The organism is Streptomyces ruber (assembly GCF_014648075.1).
Lineage (GTDB): Bacteria > Actinomycetota > Actinomycetes > Streptomycetales > Streptomycetaceae > Streptomyces > Streptomyces ruber.
The window spans coordinates 40,617-61,375 of record NZ_BMQK01000011.1 but is presented as its reverse complement, the minus strand read 5'-3'; the positions used below and the strand labels follow the sequence as shown (position 1 = coordinate 61,375).

Sequence of the window (20,759 nt, the reverse complement as noted above, 5' to 3'; positions counted from 1 at the left end):
CTCTCAGCCCAGCAGGACGTCGTCGTCGCCGAGGCGCTTCAGCTCGCGGTAGAGGATGGCGAGGTTGGTGACGACCGCTGCGCCGGTCACGACGGCGTCGACCAGCCGCAGCGTGTCGTTCTCGGAACGGGCCTTCTTGATCTGCTTGACCGCGCCGAACATGCCGAACGCCGACGTGGCCATCGACAGGTACAGACCGGACTTGGACGCCTTGAAGTCCTTGAACCCCTTGGCCTTGGACAGTGCACTCACAGCGACGGAGCCTCCTCGAGCAGCGGGTGTCCCCACTTTTCCACGAAGGCGGCCTCGACGGCCGCACCCACCTTGTACAGACGGTCGTCCTGCATCGCCGGGGCGATGATCTGGAGGCCCACCGGCAGCCCGTCCTCCGGCGCGAGGCCGCAGGGCAGGGACATGGCGGCGTTGCCGGCCAGGTTGGTCGGGATGGTGCACAGGTCCGCGAGGTACATCGCCATCGGGTCGTCGGCGCGCTCGCCGATCGGGAAGGCGGTGGTCGGGGTCGTCGGGGAGACGATCACGTCGACCTGCTCGAAGGCCTTCTCGAAGTCGCGCGTGATGAGCGTGCGGACCTTCTGGGCGGAGCCGTAGTACGCGTCGTAGTAGCCGGAGCTGAGCGCGTACGTGCCGAGCATGATGCGGCGCTTGACCTCGTCGCCGAAGCCCGCCTCACGGGTGAGCGAGGTGACCTCCTCGGCGGAGTGCGTGCCGTCGTCGCCGGTGCGGAGGCCGTAGCGCAGGCCGTCGAAGCGGGCGAGGTTGGAGGAGCACTCGGACGGGGCGATCAGGTAGTAGGCGGACAGCGCCAGGTCGAAGGACGGACAGTCCAGCTCGACGATCTCCGCGCCCAGCTCCTTCAGCAGCTCGACGGACTCGTCGAAGCGCTGGACGACGCCGGCCTGGTAGCCCTCGCCGCGGAACTGCTTGACGACGCCGACGCGCATCCCGGCCACCGAGCCGTTGCGCGCGGCCTCGACGACCGGCGGTACGGGTGCGTCGATGGAGGTGGAGTCGAGCGGGTCGTGACCGCCGATGACCTCGTGCAGGAGCGCCGCGTCCAGGACCGTACGGGCGCAGGGGCCGCCCTGGTCGAGGGAGGACGAGAAGGCGACCATGCCGTACCGGGAGACGCCGCCGTAGGTCGGCTTGACGCCGACCGTGCCGGTGACGGCGGCGGGCTGGCGGATGGAGCCGCCGGTGTCGGTGCCGATGGCGAGGGGGGCCTGGAAGGAGGCGAGGGCGGCGGAGGAGCCGCCGCCGGAGCCGCCGGGGATGCGGGTGAGGTCCCAGGGGTTGCCGGTCGGCCCGTAGGCGCTGTTCTCGGTGGAGGACCCCATGGCGAACTCGTCCATGTTGGTCTTGCCGAGGATGACGACGTCGGCGTCCTTGAGCTTCCTCGTCAGCGTCGCGTCGTACGGCGGGATCCAGCCCTCGAGCATCTTGGAACCGACCGTGGTGGGCACCCCGGCGGTGGTGAAGATGTCCTTGAGGGCGAGGGGCACGCCGGCGAGCGGGCCGAGCTTCTCGCCGCGCTCCCGCTTCTCGTCGACGGCGCGGGCCTGCGCGAGGGCGCCCTCGCGGTCGACGTGGAGGAAGGCGTGCACCTTCTCGTCGACGGCCTCGATCCGCGCCAGGTGGGCCTCGGTGACCTGGACGGCCGTGAGCTCGCCGGAGGCGATCTTCGCCGCGGTCTCCGCGGCGGTGAGCCTGATGATGCTGTTGCTGTCGGTCATGACGTGATCAGTCCTCCCCCAGGATCTGCGGCACCTTGAAACGCTGCTGCTCCTGGGCCGGGGCGCCGGACAGCGCCTGCTCGGGGGTGAGCGACGGACGGACCTCGTCCGCGCGCATGACGTTCGTCAGCGGCAGCGGGTGCGAGGTCGGCGGTACGTCTTGGTCGGCGACCTCGCTGACGCGGGCCACCGCGCCGATGATGTCGTCCAGCTGTCCCGCGAAGTGGTCGAGCTCTTCGGGCTTCAGCTCCAGACGCGCCAGCCGGGCGAGGTGGGAGACCTCCTCGCGCGTGATGCCAGGCATGCAGCGATCCTCTGGGGTGAGTGAGTGTGGTTTGCGCCCAATCCTAGGCTGCGGCCCGGCATGCCCGCGCACCGGTTTCTCCGGGGGCGGTCCTGGGGCGGTGACGGAGGGCTCCCGCGGCGCGTACGCCCCCTCGCCACCGTGGGTGACGGCTGGGCCCGGAGGCTGCGCGGCGGTTCCGGGGAGGGGGCGCCGGGGGCGGTTTCCGGCGAGGGTGTCCGGGAGGGGGCAGGGAGGGCTTGAGAGGCGGTCAGGGGGCGGGAGGCGGTCCAGGAGGTGGGCTTCGGATGCCGGTCCGGACAGACAATCCAGGGGGCGATCCCGGAAGGGGTACCGGGAGGCGATCCAGGCAGGGAAGCCAGGCAGCCATCCAGGTAGGGACCCCCGGGAAGGCGATCCAGGAAGGGAGCCCCGCAAGCCCGTCCGGCACGGCAACCCCGGGAAGGCGATCCAGGAAGGGAGCCCCGCAAGCCCGTCCGGCACGGCAACCCCGGGAAGGCGATCCAGGAAGGAAAGCCCGAAAACCCGTCCGGCACGGCAACCCCGGAAGCCGGTCGGGCAGGGACCTCGGTGAGCGGTCCCGGGAGGCTGCCTCGGAACCCGGCCCGGAGGGGAGGCCCGGGAAGGCGGCTCAGCCCGCCGTCTCCTCCGCCGTCGCCGCCGGCAGGGCCGCGGCCGGGCGTTGCCAGCCGCGGGAGCCGCGGGCTCGCAGCCACGCCGTCGTCTCCTCCGGCGGCATCGCGGCGGCGACCAGCCAGCCCTGGACCGCGTCGCAGCCGAGGTCGCGCAGCCGCTCCCAGGTCTCGTCGTCCTCGACGCCCTCCGCGACCACCAGCAGGCCCAGGGAGTGCGCGAGGTCGACGGTGCAGCGGACGATCTCCGCGTCCTCGGTGTCGACCGCGAGCCGGGCCACGAACGAGCGGTCGATCTTCAGCTCGCTCACCGGGAGGCGTCGCAGGTGCACCAGGGAGGAGTAGCCGGTGCCGAAGTCGTCCAGGGACATCTTCACGCCGTGTCCGGTCAGGCCGGCCAGGGTGTCGGCGGCCCGCTGCGGGTCCTCCAGGAGGACGTGCTCGGTTATCTCCAGCTGCAGCGCGCCCGCCGGGACGCCGTGCCGGGCGAGCCGGCCGGCGACCGCGCCCGCGAAGCCGGGGGTGTGCACGTCGCGCGGCGACACGTTCACCGCGACGGGGACGTGCAGCCCCTGGGCCCGCCACTTGGCGACCTGGCCGAGGGCCGTCTCCAGCACGTACTCCGTCAGGTGCGGCATCAGCCCGGAGGACTCGGCTATCGCTATGAACTCGTCCGGCGGCACCTTGCCGCGCTCGGGGTGCACCCACCGCACGAGCGCCTCCAGTCCGGCCACCTGCCCGTCGAAGCGGACCTTGGGCTGGTAGTGGAGGTCCACCTCGTGCGCGTCGAGGGCACGCCGGAGGTCACCCAGCAGCCCGAGGCGGTCCGGGGTGTTCGAGTCGCGCTTGGACTCGTACACCTCCACCCCCGTACGGTCGCGCTTCGCCTGGTACATCGCCACGTCCGCCCGGCGCAGCAGCCCCTCCGCGTCGAGCGCGTGGTCGGGGAAGACGGCCAGTCCGGCGCTGGCCTCCAGGACGAGGGTGAGCCCGTCGAGGTCCAGCGGCGAGCCGAGCGCGGAGACGAGGTTGCGCGCCACCCGGCTGGCGGACGTCGTGGAGTCGGCGATCGGCAGCAGGACGGCGAACTCGTCGCCGCCCAGGCGCGCGGCCTCCGCACCGCGCGGCAGCGCCAGCCGCAGCCGGTCGGCGATCTGGAGGAGCAGCCGGTCGCCCGCGAGATGTCCGAGCGTGTCGTTGACGGACCGGAAGCGGTCCATGTCGATCAGCATCAGGGCCGACCGGGCACCGAGCCGCTCCGCGTCGTCGAGCGCCGTCCAGGTCCGCTCCAGCAGCCACTGCCGGTTGGGCAGCCCGGTGAGCGGGTCGCGCAGCTGCTCCTCGGCGCGGACACGGGCGAAGTGCAGCGTGGAGTCGAGCGCGAGCAGGGGGATGGCGAACAGGGGCAGCAGGACCGGCTGCGCCACGGCCACCACGCAGATGAGCGGCGCGATGCCGAGCAGCGCGACCGCGAGGAGCCCCTGCCGGACCAGCGCGGTGCGGGCGATGGTGGGCACCCCGCCGCCGCGCGGCGCGTGCAGGTACCAGAGCAGACCGCGGGTGACCAGCAGGTAGGCGGCGGCGACCAGCACGACCTGGGGCGCCGCGTAGACGTTCCAGGTCTCGGGGTTCCAGGGCGACTCGACGGAGGGGACGCGCCCGAACGCGCCGAGCACCAGGGCCCCGGCGCCGATGCCGAGGATGTCCACCGCGCCGTGCAGCACGCCCCGCCGCCAGTGGCCCCGGCGGGCGGCGCCGACCAGGACGACGACGGTGAGGCTGACCATTCCGGCCGGCACCCAGCCGTACAGCAGCAGGACGGCGAGGACGAGGGCGGCGCCGGACCCGGTGCCGCCCCACCAGCGGGAGCGGCCCAGGGCGACGAGGTGGCCGACGACGACGCCGGCCAGCACCGCCAGCGCCCAGCCGGCCGCGCCGGACGGGAAGAGCGCGTGGTGGCCGCTGAACGCCCGGTAGAACCCGGCGCCCAGCACCGCGCCCGCCACGACGACGGCGGCGGCGGGCAACGCGGGCCACGACAGGTGCCGTTCGGCGTCATGGGGGTCATGGGGGTCGTGGAGATCATGGGGGCCGTGGGGGTCATGTCCCGCGGGCCCGCCGCGCTCGGCGTCGTGACCCGTGCCCGTGCCCGTCGTCGGCATGCCGCGCCCGGTGCCCCGGTGCGTGCGCTGCCAGGCGAGTGGTCCGTTCGTCACCGCGCCCCGCGCGTCCGCGTCCGCGCGCCCCGACGGCCGCCCTGCCCCTGCCCGTCGGCCGCTCAGCCATGCTCCGGGCAGCCGGCGCAGGCGCAGCCGCGAATCCGGGGCGGCGCTCTCGGTCGGTTCCATTCCCGTCCCTCTCACAGCCGGCGGTGCCCATGCAGCGCGGCCCGTTGCTCCTGACATACCTTCAACGGCACCGCGTCTGAAAACCCACCACGCGTCCGGGCACGGCAGGCGCACACCTCAACAGTAGGCCGCAGAAGGCTTCCACGGGCAGCGGTCGCCGACGGTTGCCCGAATGCGACCCGGCCACCCATATGCATCTGGTATGCGCCGAACGGGTGGCCTTCAACCGCTACTCCTCGGTCGGAAGTGCTGCTTCCGCGGCTGCTTCCGGCCCCTGTTCGAGCAGAACGGCGAAGCCCTCCTCGTTCAGCACAGGCACCTTGAGCTGCATCGCCTTGTCATATTTCGATCCAGGACTGTCACCCACAACAACGAAAGAAGTCTTTTTGGAGACGGAACCGGTCACTTTCGCTCCCCGGCTCTGCAGGGCCTCCTTCGCCCCGTCCCGTGTGTAGTGCTCCAGCGTGCCGGTGACGACGACGGTGAGCCCCTCCAGCGGACGCGGGCCCTCGTCCTCGCCGGAGCCCGTGTCCTCCAGGGACACCCCGGCGGCCTTCCACTTGCGGACGATCTCCCGGTGCCAGTCCTCGGCGAACCACTGCTTGAGGGCGGCGGCGATGATCGGCCCGACGCCGTCCGTGCCCGCGAGCTCCTCCTCGCTCGCCTGCTCGATGCGGTCGATGGACCGGAACTCGCGGGCGAGGGCCTGGGCCGCGACCGGGCCGACGTGGCGGATGGAGAGCCCGTTGAGGAACCGGGCGAGCGGGCGCTCCTTGGCCGCCTCGATGTTCCGCAGCAGGGCCAGCGCGTTCTTCTTCGGCTCGCCCTTCTGGTTGGCGAAGACCGTGGCGATCTTCTCCTCGCCGGTCTTGGGGTCGCGCTTGGGCAGGCCGCTGTCGGGGTCCAGGACGTACGCCCGGATGGGGAGCAGCTTCTCCACGGTGAGGTCGAACAGGTCGCCCTCGTCGACGAGCGGCGGGTCGGCGGGCTCCAGGGGACGGGTGAGCGCGGCGGCGGCGACGTCGCCGAAGTGCTCGATGTCGAGGCACTCCCGGCCCGCGAGATAGGAGAGCCGGCCCCGCAACTGGGCGGGGCACGCGCGGGCGTTGGGGCAGCGCAGGTCGACGTCGCCCTCCTTGGCCGGCTTGAGCGGCGTACCGCACTCGGGGCACTCCGACGGCATCACGAACGCGCGCTCGCTGCCGTCGCGCAGGTCGGCGACCGGTCCGAGGATCTCCGGAATCACGTCGCCGGCCTTGCGCAGCACCACCGTGTCACCGATGAGCACGCCCTTGGCCTTCACCACGTCCTGGTTGTGCAGCGTGGCGAACTCGACCTCGGAACCGGCCACCGTGACCGGTTCGACCTGGGCGTACGGCGTGACGCGGCCGGTACGGCCGACGGCCACCTTGATGTCGACGAGCTTGGTGTTGACCTCTTCCGGGGGGAACTTGTAGGCGATCGCCCACCGCGGTGCGCGTGCCGTGGAGCCGAGCCGCCCCTGCAGGCGGATCTCGTCGAGCTTGATGACGGCCCCGTCGATCTCGTGCTCCACGGAGTGACGGTGCTCGCCGAAGTACGCGATGAACTCCCTTATGCCGTCGAGGCCGTCGACCACGCGGTTGTGCCGGGCGGTCGGCAGGCCCCAGGAGTGCAGCAGCTCGTACGCCTCGGAGAGCCGGGTGAGGCCCGAGAAGCCCTCCAGGGCGCCGATGCCGTGGACCACCATGTGCAGCGGGCGGGTGGCGGTGACGCGCGGGTCCTTCTGGCGCAGTGAACCGGCCGCCGCGTTGCGCGGGTTGGCGAAGGGCTTGTCGCCCGCCTCCACCAGACGGGCGTTCAGCTCCTCGAACTTCTCCATCGGGAAGTAGACCTCGCCGCGGATCTCGACGAGGTCGGGGACGCTGTCGCCCTTGAGGCGGTCGGGGATCTCCGCGATCGTCCGGACGTTCGGCGTGATGTCCTCGCCGGTGCGGCCGTCGCCGCGGGTCGCCGCGCGCGTGAGGCGGCCGTGCTCGTAGGTGAGGTTGACCGCGAGGCCGTCGACCTTGAGCTCGCACAGGAAGTGGTACTCCTGCGAGCCCAGTTCCCTGGCGACGCGCTCGGTCCAGGCGGCCAGCTCGTCCTCGTTGAAGGTGTTGTCGAGGGACAGCATGCGCTCGCGGTGCGCGACCGCGGTGAACTCCGTCTGGTACGACCCGGCGACCTTCTGGGTCGGCGAGTCGGGCGTGCGCAGCTCCGGGTACTCCTCCTCCAGCGCCTCCAGGGAGCGCAGGAGGTCGTCGAACTCCGCGTCGCTGACGACGGGGGCGTCCTTCACGTAGTACCGGAAGCGGTGCTCCTCGACCTGCTCGGCGAGCTGTACGTGCTTCTGCCGTGCCTCGGCGGGTACCGCTGTGGACTCCGCTTGCTTGTCGCCGGCCACCGTGTTGTCCTCCCGTTACTCTGGGTTGTCCGCGAGGGATCTCGCCGCCCGGACGCAGTGGGCGAGCACCTGCCGCGCGTACTCCGGGGAGGCCCCCGCGAGTCCGCACGACGGAGTGACCGTGACCGCGTCCGCGAGAAGCCCCGGAGACAGCCCCAGCCTGCGCCACAGCGTCCTGACCCCCATGACGCTACCCGCAGGGTCCGACAACGGGCCGTCGGTGCCCGGCACGACACCCGCGAGGAGCCGGATGCCCGACTCCACCGCTTCCCCGATCACCTCGTCGTCACGTTCCGTGAGCAGGGAGACATCGAAGGAGACGGCGGTCGCGCCCGCCCGGCGCAGCAGCGCGAACGGGACGTCGGGCGCGCACGAGTGGACCACGACGGGACCGCCGTCGTGCACCCCCACGACGTCCCGGAGGGTGGCCTCGACGAGCTGCCGGTCCACGGCGCGGTGCGTGCGGTAGCCGCTCGCGGTCCGCACCTGTCCGCGCAGGACGGCGGTGAGGGAGGGTTCGTCGAGCTGGAGGACGAGCCGTGCGCCGGGGACGCGCCGCCGCACCTCGCCGAGGTGCAGCCGCAGCCCCTCGGCGAGCGAGGCGGCGAGGTCGCGGCAGGCGCCGGGGTCGGACAGGGCGGCCTCGCCGTTGCGCAGCTCCAGGGCGGCCGCGAGGGTCCAGGGCCCGACGGCCTGCACCTTCAGCGGCCCCTCGTACCCCTGCGTGAACTCCTCGAGCGCGTCGAGGTCCTCCCCGAGCCACGAACGCGCCCGCTTGGTGTCCCGGCCCGGCCGGTCCCCGATCCGCCATCCGCTGGGCTCCACGCGCGCGTACAGCTCGACGAGCATCCCCGCGGTCCGGCCGATCATGTCGGCACCGGGCCCGCGCGCGGGCAGCTCGGGCAGGTACGGCATTCCCGTCTCCGGCCCCTCGAAGGTGCCGGTCACGGTCTTGGCGGCCTCGCGCGCGTCCCCGCCGGGCATGGATCCGACCCCGGTGGCGGGCCCGAATCCGGACCCGCTGTTCTCATTCGCTGTGGAACTCACCCCGGAAGCGTACGTAACCCGGGAGCGTACGCAACGCCACGTGCGCGTCAGCGCCCCGGACGCACCGTCAGGTCGTTCACCTCGGCGTCCCTCGGCAGGTCCAGGGACATCAGGATGGTCGTGGCGACCGACTCGGGGTCGATCCACTCGGCGGGGTCGTACTCCTTGCCCTCCTGCCGGTGCACCTTGGCCTGCATGGGGCTCGCGGTGCGGCCCGGGTAGACGGAGGTGACCCGGACGCCGTTGCCGTGCTCCTCGTGCCGCAGCGCGTCCGCCAGGGCCTTGAGGCCGTGCTTGGTGGCGGCGTACGCGCCCCAGTCGCCGAAGGCGCGCAGCCCGGAGCCCGAGTTGACGAAGACGACCTGGCCGCGGGCCGTGCGGAGCTGGGGCAGGAAGTGGCGGGTCAGCTCGGCCGGCGCGATCAGGTTGACGTTCAGCTGCTGATGCCAGGACTTCGGGGTCAGGTCCCCGATCCGGCCGAGCTCGATGACGCCCGCGCTGTGGATCAGGGAGTCCACGCGGTCCGGGAGCGTCTGGTGCGAGAAGGCCCAGGAGAGCTTGTCGGGGTCCGCGAGGTCGCCCACCAGGGTCCTGGCGCCGGGGAACTCGGCCGCCAGCTCCTTGGCGCGGCCCGCGTCGCGCGCGTGCAGCCAGAGTTCGTCCCCGCGCGCGAGGAGCCGGCGGGCGACGGCCGCGCCGATGCCGGAGCCGGCTCCGGTGATCACATGTGTAGCCATGTCCGCCATGCTCGCACCACCGCGGGGAAAGGGCTCTTCCAGGGGTGACACCGCCAGGCCGCGCCAGGCTCCGCCCGGCGCGCCACCCTCCGCGCCACCCCTGGCGCGCCCCGCGCGCCTCACCGCACGCCGAACGACTCCTCCAGGTGGGCCAGCGCCCCCACCGGCTCCTCCGCGAAGAAGACCAGGTCGGCGAGGGGCCGCGGCAGGAAGCCCTCGTCCTCCATCCGCCGGAACTGCTCCTTGAGCCCGTCGTAGAACCCGGCCGTGTTCAGCAGCACCACCGGCATGTCCGTGTGCCCGTGCTTCTTCAGCTCCAGGATCTCGGTCGCCTCGTCGAGCGTGCCGGTGCCGCCGACCATGATGATGACCGCGTCGGCCTTCTCCAGCAGCAGCCGCTTGCGCTCGGCGAGGTCCTTCGCGACGACCATCTCGTCGACCCCCGGCCGCACCCGGTCCGACAGGAACTCGACGGAGACGCCCACCAGCCGCCCGCCCGCCTCGTGCACCCCGTCCGCGACGACCTTCATGAGCCCGACGTCGGACCCGCCCCACACCAGGGAGTGCCCGCCCTTGCCGATCAGCTTCGCGAGCTCGCGCGCGGGGCGGGTGTAGCGCTCGTCGAGATCGGCGGCGGAGAGGAAGACACAGATGTTCATGGGCATCACAGTACGGGGAAGAAGCCCGGCCCTCCCGGCGCTCACCTCTGCATGACCACTCGACACGGACACGAGATCACCATCGAGCCGAGCACCGAGCACGTGCACGTGGTGCGCGACGGCACGGTGCTCGCGGACAGCACCCGCCCCCTGGTTCTGCGCGAGACGGGCTGTCCCCCGCGCTATTACATCCCCGAGGGGGACGTACGCATGGATCTGCTCACCGCCTCCGACACCACCACGTACTGCCCGTTCAAGGGCACGGCGTCCTACTGGTCGGTGCCGGACGCGGCGGACGTCGTCTGGGCGTACCCCGAGCCCAAGGCGGAGGTCGCCGAGCTCCAGGGGCACTACTGCTTCTACGAGACCGAGGTGGTGGGCTAGGGGTCAGCCCGCGCCGACGGCCGCCCTCGCGCGCGTGGTGGACGCGATCGTCGCCGACCCCACCACGCGCGTGCCGTCGTACAGCACGATCGCCTGACCGGGGGCCACGCCCCGCACCGGTTCCGCGAAGGAGACGCGCAGCTCGCCGTCCACGAGCTCGGCGGTGACCTCGGTCTCGCCGCCGTGGGCGCGGAGCTGGGCCGTGTAGGTGCCGGGGCCGGAGGGCGCCGTGCCGCACCAGCGGGGCCTGATCGCGGTGAGGGCGGAGACGTCCAGGGACGCGGCCGGGCCGACCGTCACCGTGTTGTCCACCGGGGAGATGTCGAGGACGTAGCGCGGCTTGCCGTCGGGGGCCGGGGTGCCGATGCGCAGGCCCTTGCGCTGGCCGATGGTGTAGCCGTACGCGCCCTCGTGGGTGCCGATCTTCGTGCCGGACTCGTCGACGATGTCGCCCTCCGCCTTGCCGAGGCGGCGGGCCAGGAAGCCCTGGGTGTCGCCGTCGGCGATGAAGCAGATGTCGTGGGAGTCGGGCTTCTTGGCGACGGCGAGGCCCCGGCGCTCGGCCTCCGCGCGGATCTCCTCCTTGGTGGTGACCGTGTCGCCGAGCGGGAACATGGCGTGGGCGAGCTGCTTCTCGTCCAGCACGCCGAGGACGTACGACTGGTCCTTGGCCATGTCGGAGGCGCGGTGCAGCTCGCGCGTGCCGTCGGGCAGCGTGACGACCTGCGCGTAGTGGCCCGTGCAGACCGCGTCGAAGCCCAGGGCCAGCGCCTTGTCCAGGAGGGCGGCGAACTTGATCTTCTCGTTGCAGCGCAGGCACGGGTTCGGGGTGCGCCCCGCCTCGTACTCGGCGACGAAGTCGTCCACCACGTCCTCGCGGAAGCGCTCGGCGAGGTCCCACACGTAGAACGGGATGCCGATCACGTCCGCGGCGCGGCGCGCGTCGCGCGAGTCCTCGATGGTGCAGCAGCCGCGCGCCCCGGTGCGGAACGACTGCGGGTTCGCGGAGAGCGCGAGGTGCACACCGGTCACGTCGTGGCCCGCCTCCGCGGCTCGGGCGGCGGCGACGGCGGAGTCCACCCCGCCCGACATGGCGGCGAGGACGCGGAGGGGACGGGTGCGCTGCGAGGTCTCAGTCATAACTCCTCAAGAGTACGGGGCGCCGGGAACCGGAGGCCGCCCGTATCCGTTGATGCGTCCGTGGGGGAAAGAAAAGCTTCCAAGAACGGCGGGCGGCTGCTCGGGCGGCGCTCCCTGCTCATGGGCGGCGCGGCGGCCGCCGGTCTCGTCGTGCTCGCGCGCGAGGACCTGGTCCGGCTGTACTGGCAGGCGCCGGGCGCTCAGAAGCCGCGTACGGAGGGCGACGTCGACTTCACGAAGGCCAGCTGGGTGGCGGCGTCCCCGGCCAACTACCGGGCCGCGGACCGGCCCGACGACTACTCCATAGACATGGTGGTCATCCACATCACCCAGGGCAGCTTCGACAGCGCCGTGCAGGTGTTCCAGAACCCGGCGCACCGGGCGGCCGCGCACTACATCGTCCGCAGGGACGGTCACATCACCCAGATGATCCGCGAGCTGGACGTCGCGTACCACGCGGGCAACCGCGACTACAACGAGCGCAGCATCGGCATCGAGCACGAGGGCGTCGTGGAGGATCCGTCGGCCTTCACGGACGAGATGTACGCGGCGTCCGCCCAGCTCACGGCCCGGATATGCGCGCGGTACGACATCCCGGTCGACCGGCAGCACATCATCGGGCACGTGGAGGTGCCCGGCTCGGACCACACCTGCCCCGGCCCGCACTTCGACTGGGACCGGTACCTGCGGCTGGTGCGGGAGGCGCGGACGACCGAGGCCTGACGCCGTCCGCCTCGCCGGGCTAGCTGAGCCCCGCCATGCGCGCCCGCTCCACCGCCGGACCGATCGCCTTCGCCACCGCCTCCACGTCCTCCCGCGTGGAGGTGTGTCCGAGGGAGAAGCGGAGCGTGCCCCGGGCCAGGCCCGGGTCGGTGCCGGTGGCCAGGAGGACGTGGCTGGGCTGGGCGACGCCCGCCGAGCACGCGGAGCCGGTCGAGCACTCGATGCCCTGGGCGTCGAGGAGCAGCAGGAGGGAGTCGCCCTCGCAGCCCGGGAACAGGAAGTGGGCGTTGGCCGGGAGCCGCCCCTCGGAGGACGGGTCGCCGCCGAGGATCGCGTCCGGCACGGCCGCGCGGACCGCGGTGACCAGCTCGTCGCGCAGGTCCCCGATCTCCCGCGCGAACCGCTCGCGCCGCTCGGCGGCGAGGCGGCCGGCCACGGCGAAGGAGGCGACGGCCGGGACGTCGAGGGTGCCGGAGCGGACATGGCGCTCCTGGCCGCCGCCGTGCAGCACGGGCACGGGGCTGTACTCCCGGCCGAGGAGCAGCGCACCGATGCCGTACGGTCCGCCGATCTTGTGCGCGGAGACCGTCATGGCGGCGAGGCCGGAGGCGCCGAAGTCGAGGGGCAGCTGCCCGAAGGCCTGGACGGCGTCGGCGTGCAGCGGTACGCCGTACTCCGCCGCCACGTCGGCGAGTTCACGGACCGGCATGACGGTGCCGATCTCGTTGTTGGCCCACATGACCGTGGCGAGGGCGACGTCGTCGGGGTTGCGGGCGATGGCGGCGCGCAGGGCCTCGGGGTGCACCCGGCCGTACGGGTCGACGGGCAGGTACTCGACGGTGGCGCCCTCGTGCTCGCCGAGCCAGTCCACGGCGTCCAGCACGGCGTGGTGCTCGACGGGGCTCGCGAGCACACGGGTGCGGGCGGGGTCCGCGGCGCGGCGGGCCCAGTACAGGCCCTTCACGGCGAGGTTGTCGGCCTCCGTGCCGCCGGAGGTGAGGACCACCTCGCTGGGGCGGGCGCCGAGGGCCTCGGCGAGGGTCTCGCGGGCCTCCTCGACGGTCCGGCGGGCCCTGCGGCCGGCCGCGTGCAGCGAGGAGGCGTTGCCGGTGACACCGAGCTGGGCGGTCATCGCCTGTGCCGCCTCGGGGAGCATCGGGGTGGTCGCCGCGTGATCGAGGTAAGCCATGATGGCCCGATTCTACGGCGGTGCCCGGGACCTTCCTCGGCCGACATGGCGCCGGGCTCCGACGGACGCACGCGGTGCCGTGCGGCGCCCGGCCGGGCGGTGACGCACGACTGAGCGATGGCGCACGGCTGGGCGCCGGGCCGCGACGCGCGACCGGACGCGGAAGAAGCCGCGCGCCTCGGACCCGTCCGCACGCCTCGGACCGGGCGGTGGCTCACCGCTGGGCGCCGGGCCGCCGCGTACCGCGCCCCTTGCACCGGGCCGGACGCCGACGCCGTGCTCGCAGACACGGATCAGCCGCACGGCGACACCCCGCGACGCTCGCCCGGACGCGGACGAGGCCGCGCGCCGGCGCGCTCTCAGCCCAGCCGCACCCGCGCGAGCTGGCGCGACTGGGCGACCAGCCGGTCCGCGCTGTCCCAGACCTCGGCGTCCTCCTCCAGGAAGCCGCCGGCGAGGTTGCGGGTGGTGATCGCCACCCGCAGCGGACCGGGCGCCGGCCGGCACCGTACGTGCACCGTGAGCTCGACCGTCGGCACCCACCCGGACAGGCCCAGCTCGAAGGCGGTGGGCGGCAGCGCGTCCACCGCGAGCAGCAGCGAGAAGGGGTCCGCGTCCCGGCCGTCCGCGAGGCCGAACCACGCCCGCATCTCGCCCTTCCCGGAAGGGGCGCCGAGCGCCCAGCCGAGCGTCGACGGGTCGAGCTTGATCATCAGCCGGTCGGCGATGGGGGAGCTGCCCGAGGCCGGGGCGGGCCCGTCCTTCGGGCCGAAGCACTGCTCGACGGGCGGGATCGCGGGCGGCACGGCCGAGGTGCGGACGTCGTCGGGCAGGGCGTCCAGGTCGCCGTAGGAGGCGAGGACGCGGATGCGCTCCACCTCGTGGCCGGCCTCGTCCGTCTGGTAGAGGGACGCCTGGCCGGTGGACAGGGTGCGGCCGGTGCGGACCACGTCCGTGCGGACCACCGCGGGGCCCGGCCGGGACGCGGTCAGGTAGTGCGCGGTGATGGTGAACGGGTCGGAGTGCGGCAGGGCGTCCGCGAGGGCGCGGCCGAGGACGGCGAGGAGGTAGCCGCCGTTGACGGCCTCGGCGATCGTCCACCCGGCGGGCAGGTCGATGTCGTAGACGCCCTCGTCACGTCGGACCAGGGCCGTGTCACGATCGAACTCGCTGTCGCCGATGGTCGCCTGGGATGCCTGAACCATGGCGGTACCGTACAACAGAACTATTACTAAGCAGTAGCTTCGTAGTGCGGCATGTTGTCTGCGCGGTCGGAGTCGTCGGCGCGGTCGGAGTCGTCGGTCTCCTCCACCGTCACCGCCGTGGACCTGCGGTTCCACGCGCGCGGCGCCCGCCAGTGGTAGCGCAGCGCGAGCAGCCGCAGCACGAACGCCGTGACCACGGCCAGGCCGGAGGTGACGGCGTTCAGCGCGTCGAGACGGAGACAGACGGCGACCATGATGGCCCCCACCATGGCGGGCACGGCGTACAGGTCGCGGTCCCAGCGCAGCAGCGAGGGCACCTCGTTCGCGAGCACGTCACGGAGCACGCCGCCGCCGACGGCCGTCGCGAGTCCCAGCGCGGCCGAGGCGGTCAGGTTCAGCCCGTGGTCGTACGCCTTCACCGTGCCCGCAACGCAGAACAACCCGAGTCCCGCCGCGTCGAACACGTTCACCGCGGTCTCGATCCGCTGCACCTCCGGGTGCAGGAAGAAGACCAGGGCAGTGGCGAGGAGGGGGGTCAGGAAGTAGCCGAGGTCGGTGAAGGCGGCGGGCGGTACGGCGCCGATCATCAGGTCCCGGAACAGTCCCCCGCCCAGCGCGGTGACCTCGGCGAGGACGGCCATGCCGAACACGTCGAAGTTCTTGCGCACCGCCAGCAGCGCGCCGGAGATGGCGAACACGAAGATGCCGATCAGATCGATCGCGTGCTGGACCGAGGGGCTGAAGAGTGAGTGGAACACCTTCCAATGGTCACCCAAGAGCAAGCCCCCACCTTGCGAAACAAGGTGGGGGCTGCGTCACACCCGCATGGTCACTTGCCGTCCGACTCCGGAGCCTCGGCCTTCTCGGCGGCCTCCGCCTTCGCGGCAGGTTCCGTCTTCTCGGCGGCCTCCGCCTTCGCAGCAGCCTCCGCCTTCTCGACAGGCTCCGTCTTCTCGGCGACCTTCGCCTTCTCGACAGGCTCCGTCTTCTCGGCGGCCTCCGCCTTCTCGGCAGGTTCCGTCTTCTCGACAGGCTCCGTCTTCTCGGCGACCTTCGCCTTCGCGGCGGCCTCCGCCTTCTCGACAGGCTCCGTCTTCTCGACAGGCTCTGCCTGCGCGACAGACTCCACCGTCCCAGAAGACTCCGCCGTCCCAGCAGGCTCCGTCTTCGCGGAAGCGGTCGCGGACGCCTCGGGCACCAGCTCCGCCGCCTCCTTCGCCGCGGTCAGCAGCACGGTGTCCTGCGGGGCCTGGTCCTCGGCGTTCTCCGGGTGGTGGCAGGCCACCTGCCGGCCCGGTCTGACCTCCAGCAGCGGCGGCTCGGTGGTCTTGCAGATCTCCGTCGCCTTCCAGCACCGGGTGTGGAAGCGGCAGCCGCTCGGCGGCGCGATGGGCGAGGGCACGTCACCCTTGAGCAGGATGCGCTCGCTCTTCTGGTGCCGCCGCTTCGGGTCCGGGATCGGCACCGCCGACAGCAGCGCCTTGGTGTACGGGTGCATCGGCGCCTTGTACAGCTCGGCGCCGTCCGCCAGCTCCACGATCTTGCCCAGGTACATCACCGCGATGCGGTCCGAGACGTGCCGGACCACGGACAGGTCGTGCGCGATGATCACGTACGTCAGGCCGAGCTCGTCCTGGAGGTCGTCCATCAGGTTCACGACCTGCGCCTGGATGGACACGTCGAGCGCGGAGACCGGCTCGTCGGCGACGACCATGCGGGGCTTGAGGGCCAGCGCGCGGGCGATGCCGATGCGCTGGCGCTGGCCGCCGGAGAACTCGTGCGGGTACCGGTTGTAGTGCTCCGGGCTCAGGCCCACCAGCTCCAGGAGGCGCTGGACCTCCTTCTTGACCCCGCCCTCGGGCTCCACGTTCTGCAGCCGGAACGGCGCGGAGACGATGGAGCCGATGGTGTGCCGCGGGTTCAGCGAGCCGTACGGGTCCTGGAAGATCATCTGGATGTCGCGGCGGAACGGCCGCATGCCGCCCGTGTCCAGGTGCGTGATGTCGGTGCCGTCGAACTCGACCTTCCCGCCCGACGGCTCCAGCAGCCGGGTGATCAGCCGGCCCATGGTCGACTTGCCGCAGCCGGACTCGCCGACGACACCGAGGGTCTCGCCGCGGCGTACCTCGAAGTCGATGCCGTCCACGGCCTTGACCGCCCCGGTCTGCCGCTGGAGCAGGCCCTTCTTGATGGGGAAGTGCTTGACCAGGCCCTCGACCTTGAGCAGCGGTTTGTCGTCGGTGTCGGTCACGGCCGTCGTCCCTGCCCGGGTGTCGGTGTCACTCACAGCTTCGGCACAATCTCTTCGTTCCAGATCCGCGTGCGGTCCTCCTGCGCCATGTGGCAGGCGGTGAAGTGCCGGCTGCCGACCTCGCGCAGTTCGGGGCGCTCCGTGCGGGTGATGTTGCCCTTGGGGACGTCGGCGTACGGGCAGCGCGGGTTGAAGGCGCAGCCCGAGGGGACGTTGATGAGGCTGGGCGGCGAGCCCTTGACCGGGATGAGCCGGTCGGTCTGCTCGCGGTCGATCCTGGGCATCGAACCGAGCAGGCCCCAGGTGTAGGGGTGCTGCGGCTCGTAGAAGATCCTGTCGACGGGCCCGCGCTCCACACAGCGTCCGCCGTACATCACGAGGATGTCGTCGGCGATCTCGGCGACCACGCCGAGGTCGTGCGTGATGATGATGACCGCGGAGCCGAACTCCTTCTGCAGGTCCCGGATGAGGTCGAGGATCTGCGCCTGCACGGTCACGTCGAGCGCGGTGGTCGGCTCGTCCGCGATCAGCAGCTCGGGGTTGTTGACCAGGGCCATGGCGATCATGGCGCGCTGGCGCATACCGCCGGAGAACTCGTGCGGGTAGCTGTCGACGCGCTTGTTCGGCTCGGGGATGCCGACGCGGTCCAGGAGCTCGACGGCGCGCTTGCGGGCGGTCTTCTTGGGGACGTCGTGGTGGACCCGGTACGCCTCCACGATCTGGTTGCCGACCGTGTAGTACGGGTGCATCGCGGACAGCGGGTCCTGGAAGATCATCGCCATCTCGCGGCCGCGCAGCCTGCGGACCTCGTCGGGGTCGGCCCCGACCAGTTCCTTGCCGTCGAGCCAGATCTCGCCCGACATCTGCACGTTCTTGCCGCGGGCGCCGAGCCGGTGCAGGCCCAGGATCGCCAGCGAGGTCACGGACTTGCCGGAGCCGGACTCGCCCACGATGCCGAGGGTCTGGCCCTTCTCCAGCTGGAAGGAGAGCCCGTCGACGGACTTGACCAGGCCGTCGTCGGTGGGGAAGTGCACTCGCAGGTCGCGCACGTCCAGGAACGCCTTGTGGTCGGCCGAGGCGGGCACGGGCTCACTGACGGCGGCGGCCCCGGTCTTGGTCTGGTCGGTCACGAGAGCCTCACGCGCGGGTCGACGGTGGCGTACAGCACGTCCACCACCAGGTTGCAGAGCACGACGAAGAAGGCGGCCAGCAGCGTGACGCCCAGGATCGGCGGCAGGTCGTTGTCGGTGATGGCCTGGACGGCGTACTGGCCGATGCCGGGCAGCGAGAAGACCGACTCGGTGATCACCGCGCCGCCGAGGAGAAGGCCGATGTCCATGCCGAAGACCGTAACAATCGGCGTGAGCGCGGCGCGCAGGCCGTGCTTCACGACGACCTTCCGCTCGCCCAGGCCCTTGGCCCGCGCGGTGCGGATGAAGTCCTCGTTCATGGTTTCGAGCATGCCGGACCGGGTGAGCCGCGCGTAGATCGCGGAGTAGAGCAGGGCCAGCGAGCACCAGGGGAGGAAGAGCGTGTTCGCCCACTGCGAGGGGTTCTCGGTGAACGGCACGTAGGTGCGGCCGAAGATCTCCAGCTGGTAGCTGAAGAGGAGGAGGGCCAGCTGACCGGTGAAGAACATGGGGAGCGAGACGCCGGCGAGCGCCACGCCCATCGCGGAGCGGTCGAAGATCGAGCCGGGCTTCAGCGCGGAGATCACACCGGTGATGACACCGGAGACGAGCCACAGCACCGCGGCACCCGCGGCAAGCGAGATGGTCACCGGGAGGCGGTCGACGAGCTGGGGCCAGACCTCGATGTGCTGCTTGAAGGAGTAGCCGAAGCAGGGCATATCACACTGGACGGTGGTGGGCCCGGTGTTGTAGGTGGCGCCTGCGACGATCCCCTTGATGAACTGCCAGTACTGCTCGTAGACCGGCTTGTCGAGCCCGAGGTTGGCCTTGACCGCCGCGATGTCCTCGGGCGAGGGGCTCTTGCCGATGTACTGGGCGGCCAGTTGGTCGGGGGTCTGCCCGGCCAGTTTCGGCAGCACGAAGAAGATGCCGAAGGTGACCGCGGTGACGACCAGCAGCAGGACCACTGCCGCGATCGCCCGGCGGATGATGTACGAGATCACGGGGACCGGCGCCGGCGCCCGCGGGTTGTGCGACCCGCGGGCGCCAATGCCTTCACCTGCCTTCCGGGGCTACTTCTTGGTGGTACCGAGGTTGAGGTAGTCGTACTGACCGCTGAAGGCCGCCGACGAGACCACGTTGGTGGCGTGCGGCGAGCGGTACAGCAGAACCTTGAAGTAGGTCAGCGGCACGATGACGGCCTCGTCCATCGCCTTCTGGTCGATCTGGGTGTAGAGCTTCTCGCGCTCGGCCTTGTCCTCGGTCTGGATCGACTTGTTCAGGAGGTCGTTGATCTCCTTGTTGTCGACGTAGGACAGGTTGGTGTTGCCGGACGCGCCGATCGCGGCACCGTTGAGGATGTTGTTCAGGAAGCCGTAGCCGCTGGGCCAGTCGGCGCCCCACTGCATCATCATCAGGCCGACGTTGTTGTCCTCGGTGAACTTCTGCACACCCGCGTAGTCGGTGAAGTACTTGCCCGACGGGTACTGCTTGATCGACGCCTCGATGCCGACCTTCTTCAGCGAGTCCACGATCGCGGTGGCCGCGTCGACCTCACCCGGGCGGTCGCTGCGCGCGGTGATGTTGGTCTTGATGGTCTCCTCGCCGCAGGCCTTCAGCTGCTCCTTGGCCTTGGCGACGTCGCCCTTGTTGCCCTCGGAGGCGTAGGCGTCGGCCTTCTCGTAGCCGGTGACGTCCGGCGGGGTCACGGTGGTGGCGATGTCACCGCGGACCGGGCCGCCCATCGCGGTCTGCACGGAGACCTTGTCGACGGCGTACTGGACGGCCTTGCGGCACTCGACCTTGTCGAACGGCTTGACCTTGGTGTTGATCGCCATGTAGACGAGGCGGCCGCCGTAGGTGTTGTCGGTGGCGGCCTTGGCGTCCTCGGACTTCAGCACCTGGGCCTGGGTCGACGCCTGGACGCCGGTGCCGGCCAGGTCGGCGATGATCGCGCCGGACTGGATGTCCTTGTCGATCGTCTCCGGGTTCTGCTTCAGCTTGACGACGATCTTGTCCGGGTACTGCTTGCGCAGCGGGTCCGTCTTCTCGTCCCACTTGTCGTTGCGGACCAGGACGGCCTGCTTGCCCTGCTCGTAGCTCTCGAACTTGTACGAACCCGAGGAGATGATCTTCTTCTCGTACTCGACGCCCGTGTCCTTGGCCTTGGGCACCGGAGCCGTCTGCAGCATCGCCGCCAGGTAGTCGAACTCCTGGAACGGCTGGTTCAGCTTGAAGACGATCGTGCGGTCGTCCGGCGTCTGGATGGACTCCAGACCCTTGTCGCTCTTGTCCTTGTACGGGCCCTCGTACTTGTCGCCGCCCTCCAGGTAGTTCTGGAAGTAGTTCGGGCCGAGGGAGAGCGTGTCCCGCGCGAAGTTGGACCGCTCGACGGCGTACTTGACGTCCGCGGACTTGATCGGGGTGCCGTCCTCGTAGACGAGGCCCTCGCGCAGCTTGTACGTCCAGGTCTTGCCGCCGTCGCTGGGCACGCCCGCGCTCTCGGCGAGGTCCGGGACCAGTTCGCTGCCCGCGGTGCCGGCGCCCGGCTTGTACGTCATCAGCGAACGCGCGTAGAGGCGGCCGAAGTTCCACATGTACCCGTAGTACGTGTTGCCCGGGTCGAAGGAGTCCGGCACGTCGGACATCGCGTAGGTGACCGTGCCGCCCTTCTCGGTGGAGGCGTTGACGACACCCTTGGTCGCCGCGTCGGCCCCGGCAGCCTTCGTCCCGCTGTCCCCGTTGTCCTCGGCCTTGCTGCAGCCCGACAGCACGAGACTGGCGCTGCCTATGGCCGCGGCGACGGCGATTACTGACCTTCGCATGGTGGGTGG

The 20,759-nt window shown here is 71.4% G+C and carries 18 protein-coding genes; 2 read left to right on the top strand and 16 right to left on the bottom strand.

The genetic code is table 11. The features are described 5' to 3' along the window. Positions 1–3 precede the first annotated feature (3 nt). From IEZ04_RS22210 to IEZ04_RS22175, 8 genes are all read right to left on the bottom strand, one after another. Complete coding sequence (locus IEZ04_RS22210; protein WP_189218713.1) at positions 4–252, bottom strand: hypothetical protein; 249 nt, start codon at positions 250–252, stop codon at positions 4–6. After that, complete coding sequence (gene gatA / locus IEZ04_RS22205; protein ID WP_189218712.1) at positions 249–1,751, bottom strand: Asp-tRNA(Asn)/Glu-tRNA(Gln) amidotransferase subunit GatA; 1,503 nt, start codon at positions 1,749–1,751, stop codon at positions 249–251. Before gatA ends, IEZ04_RS22210 begins: the two co-directional genes overlap by 4 nt. Positions 1,752–1,758: 7 nt before the next feature. Continuing rightward, the gene (gene gatC / locus IEZ04_RS22200; RefSeq protein WP_189218711.1) at positions 1,759–2,055 is read right to left on the bottom strand and encodes an Asp-tRNA(Asn)/Glu-tRNA(Gln) amidotransferase subunit GatC; all 297 of its coding nucleotides are present in this window, start codon (positions 2,053–2,055) and stop codon (positions 1,759–1,761) included. A 631-nt stretch (positions 2,056–2,686) separates the two neighbouring features. Continuing rightward, the gene (locus IEZ04_RS22195; protein WP_189218710.1) at positions 2,687–5,035 is read right to left on the bottom strand and encodes a putative bifunctional diguanylate cyclase/phosphodiesterase; all 2,349 of its coding nucleotides are present in this window, start codon (positions 5,033–5,035) and stop codon (positions 2,687–2,689) included. A gap of 229 nt (positions 5,036–5,264) precedes the next feature. After that, entirely contained in the window at positions 5,265–7,460 is a 2,196-nt protein-coding gene (ligA, locus tag IEZ04_RS22190) for an NAD-dependent DNA ligase LigA (RefSeq protein ID WP_189218709.1), read from the bottom strand. Positions 7,461–7,475: 15 nt separating this feature from the next. Beyond that, entirely contained in the window at positions 7,476–8,507 is a 1,032-nt protein-coding gene (locus IEZ04_RS22185; RefSeq protein WP_268245682.1) for a methionine synthase, read from the bottom strand. 47 nt (positions 8,508–8,554) lie between these two features. Continuing rightward, on the bottom strand, positions 8,555–9,244 hold the full coding sequence (locus tag IEZ04_RS22180; RefSeq protein ID WP_189218708.1) for an SDR family oxidoreductase: 690 nt from the start codon (positions 9,242–9,244) through the stop codon (positions 8,555–8,557). A gap of 119 nt (positions 9,245–9,363) precedes the next feature. Further along, complete coding sequence (locus IEZ04_RS22175; RefSeq protein ID WP_189218707.1) at positions 9,364–9,903, bottom strand: LOG family protein; 540 nt, start codon at positions 9,901–9,903, stop codon at positions 9,364–9,366. A gap of 51 nt (positions 9,904–9,954) precedes the next feature. Here IEZ04_RS22175 and IEZ04_RS22170 point away from each other — a divergent pair, with 51 nt between their 5' ends. Beyond that, entirely contained in the window at positions 9,955–10,287 is a 333-nt protein-coding gene (locus IEZ04_RS22170; RefSeq protein ID WP_189218706.1) for a DUF427 domain-containing protein, read from the top strand. Positions 10,288–10,290: 3 nt separating this feature from the next. Here IEZ04_RS22170 and mnmA read toward each other — a convergent pair whose 3' ends face one another. Further along, a complete protein-coding gene (gene mnmA, locus IEZ04_RS22165) occupies positions 10,291–11,427 on the bottom strand; it encodes a tRNA 2-thiouridine(34) synthase MnmA (protein ID WP_189218705.1) in 1,137 nt (378 codons plus the stop codon). 60 nt (positions 11,428–11,487) lie between these two features. Between mnmA and IEZ04_RS22160 the strand changes: the two genes are divergently transcribed. Beyond that, entirely contained in the window at positions 11,488–12,150 is a 663-nt protein-coding gene (locus IEZ04_RS22160; protein WP_189218704.1) for an N-acetylmuramoyl-L-alanine amidase, read from the top strand. A gap of 19 nt (positions 12,151–12,169) precedes the next feature. Here the strand turns inward: IEZ04_RS22160 and IEZ04_RS22155 are convergent, their stop codons facing one another. From IEZ04_RS22155 to IEZ04_RS22125, 7 genes are all read right to left on the bottom strand, one after another. Then, entirely contained in the window at positions 12,170–13,339 is a 1,170-nt protein-coding gene (locus IEZ04_RS22155; RefSeq protein WP_189218703.1) for a cysteine desulfurase family protein, read from the bottom strand. Between the two features lie 359 nt (positions 13,340–13,698). Then, entirely contained in the window at positions 13,699–14,544 is an 846-nt protein-coding gene (locus IEZ04_RS22150; protein ID WP_189218702.1) for a thioesterase family protein, read from the bottom strand. A 26-nt stretch (positions 14,545–14,570) separates the two neighbouring features. Next, complete coding sequence (locus IEZ04_RS22145) at positions 14,571–15,302, bottom strand: trimeric intracellular cation channel family protein (protein WP_189218843.1); 732 nt, start codon at positions 15,300–15,302, stop codon at positions 14,571–14,573. Positions 15,303–15,373: 71 nt separating this feature from the next. Further along, the gene (locus IEZ04_RS22140; RefSeq protein ID WP_189218701.1) at positions 15,374–16,831 is read right to left on the bottom strand and encodes an ABC transporter ATP-binding protein; all 1,458 of its coding nucleotides are present in this window, start codon (positions 16,829–16,831) and stop codon (positions 15,374–15,376) included. Next, the gene (locus IEZ04_RS22135) at positions 16,828–17,925 is read right to left on the bottom strand and encodes an ABC transporter ATP-binding protein (protein ID WP_189218700.1); all 1,098 of its coding nucleotides are present in this window, start codon (positions 17,923–17,925) and stop codon (positions 16,828–16,830) included. The genes IEZ04_RS22140 and IEZ04_RS22135 overlap by 4 nt, the downstream gene beginning before the upstream one ends. Next, entirely contained in the window at positions 17,922–18,929 is a 1,008-nt protein-coding gene (locus IEZ04_RS22130; RefSeq protein WP_189218699.1) for an ABC transporter permease, read from the bottom strand. The genes IEZ04_RS22135 and IEZ04_RS22130 overlap by 4 nt, the downstream gene beginning before the upstream one ends. A gap of 69 nt (positions 18,930–18,998) precedes the next feature. Beyond that, positions 18,999–20,750, bottom strand: coding sequence for an ABC transporter substrate-binding protein (locus tag IEZ04_RS22125; protein ID WP_189218698.1), 1,752 nt, complete (start codon positions 20,748–20,750; stop codon positions 18,999–19,001). Between the last annotated feature and the right edge of the window lie 9 nt (positions 20,751–20,759).

Bases quoted from the DNA above. Each gene is read 5' to 3' on its own strand.
- IEZ04_RS22150 (WP_189218702.1), bottom strand. From the start codon at position 14,544: ATGGTTCAGGCATCCCAGGCGACCATCGGCGACAGCGAGTTCGATCGT.
- gatC (WP_189218711.1), bottom strand. From the start codon at position 2,055: ATGCCTGGCATCACGCGCGAGGAGGTCTCCCACCTCGCCCGGCTGGCG.
- IEZ04_RS22175 (WP_189218707.1), bottom strand. From the start codon at position 9,903: ATGAACATCTGTGTCTTCCTCTCCGCCGCCGATCTCGACGAGCGCTAC.
- IEZ04_RS22180 (WP_189218708.1), bottom strand. From the start codon at position 9,244: ATGGCTACACATGTGATCACCGGAGCCGGCTCCGGCATCGGCGCGGCC.
- IEZ04_RS22170 (WP_189218706.1), top strand. From the start codon at position 9,955: ATGACCACTCGACACGGACACGAGATCACCATCGAGCCGAGCACCGAG.
- IEZ04_RS22195 (WP_189218710.1), bottom strand. From the start codon at position 5,035: ATGGAACCGACCGAGAGCGCCGCCCCGGATTCGCGGCTGCGCCTGCGC.
- mnmA (WP_189218705.1), bottom strand. From the start codon at position 11,427: ATGACTGAGACCTCGCAGCGCACCCGTCCCCTCCGCGTCCTCGCCGCC.
- IEZ04_RS22125 (WP_189218698.1), bottom strand. From the start codon at position 20,750: ATGCGAAGGTCAGTAATCGCCGTCGCCGCGGCCATAGGCAGCGCCAGT.
- gatA (WP_189218712.1), bottom strand. From the start codon at position 1,751: ATGACCGACAGCAACAGCATCATCAGGCTCACCGCCGCGGAGACCGCG.
- IEZ04_RS22155 (WP_189218703.1), bottom strand. From the start codon at position 13,339: ATGGCTTACCTCGATCACGCGGCGACCACCCCGATGCTCCCCGAGGCG.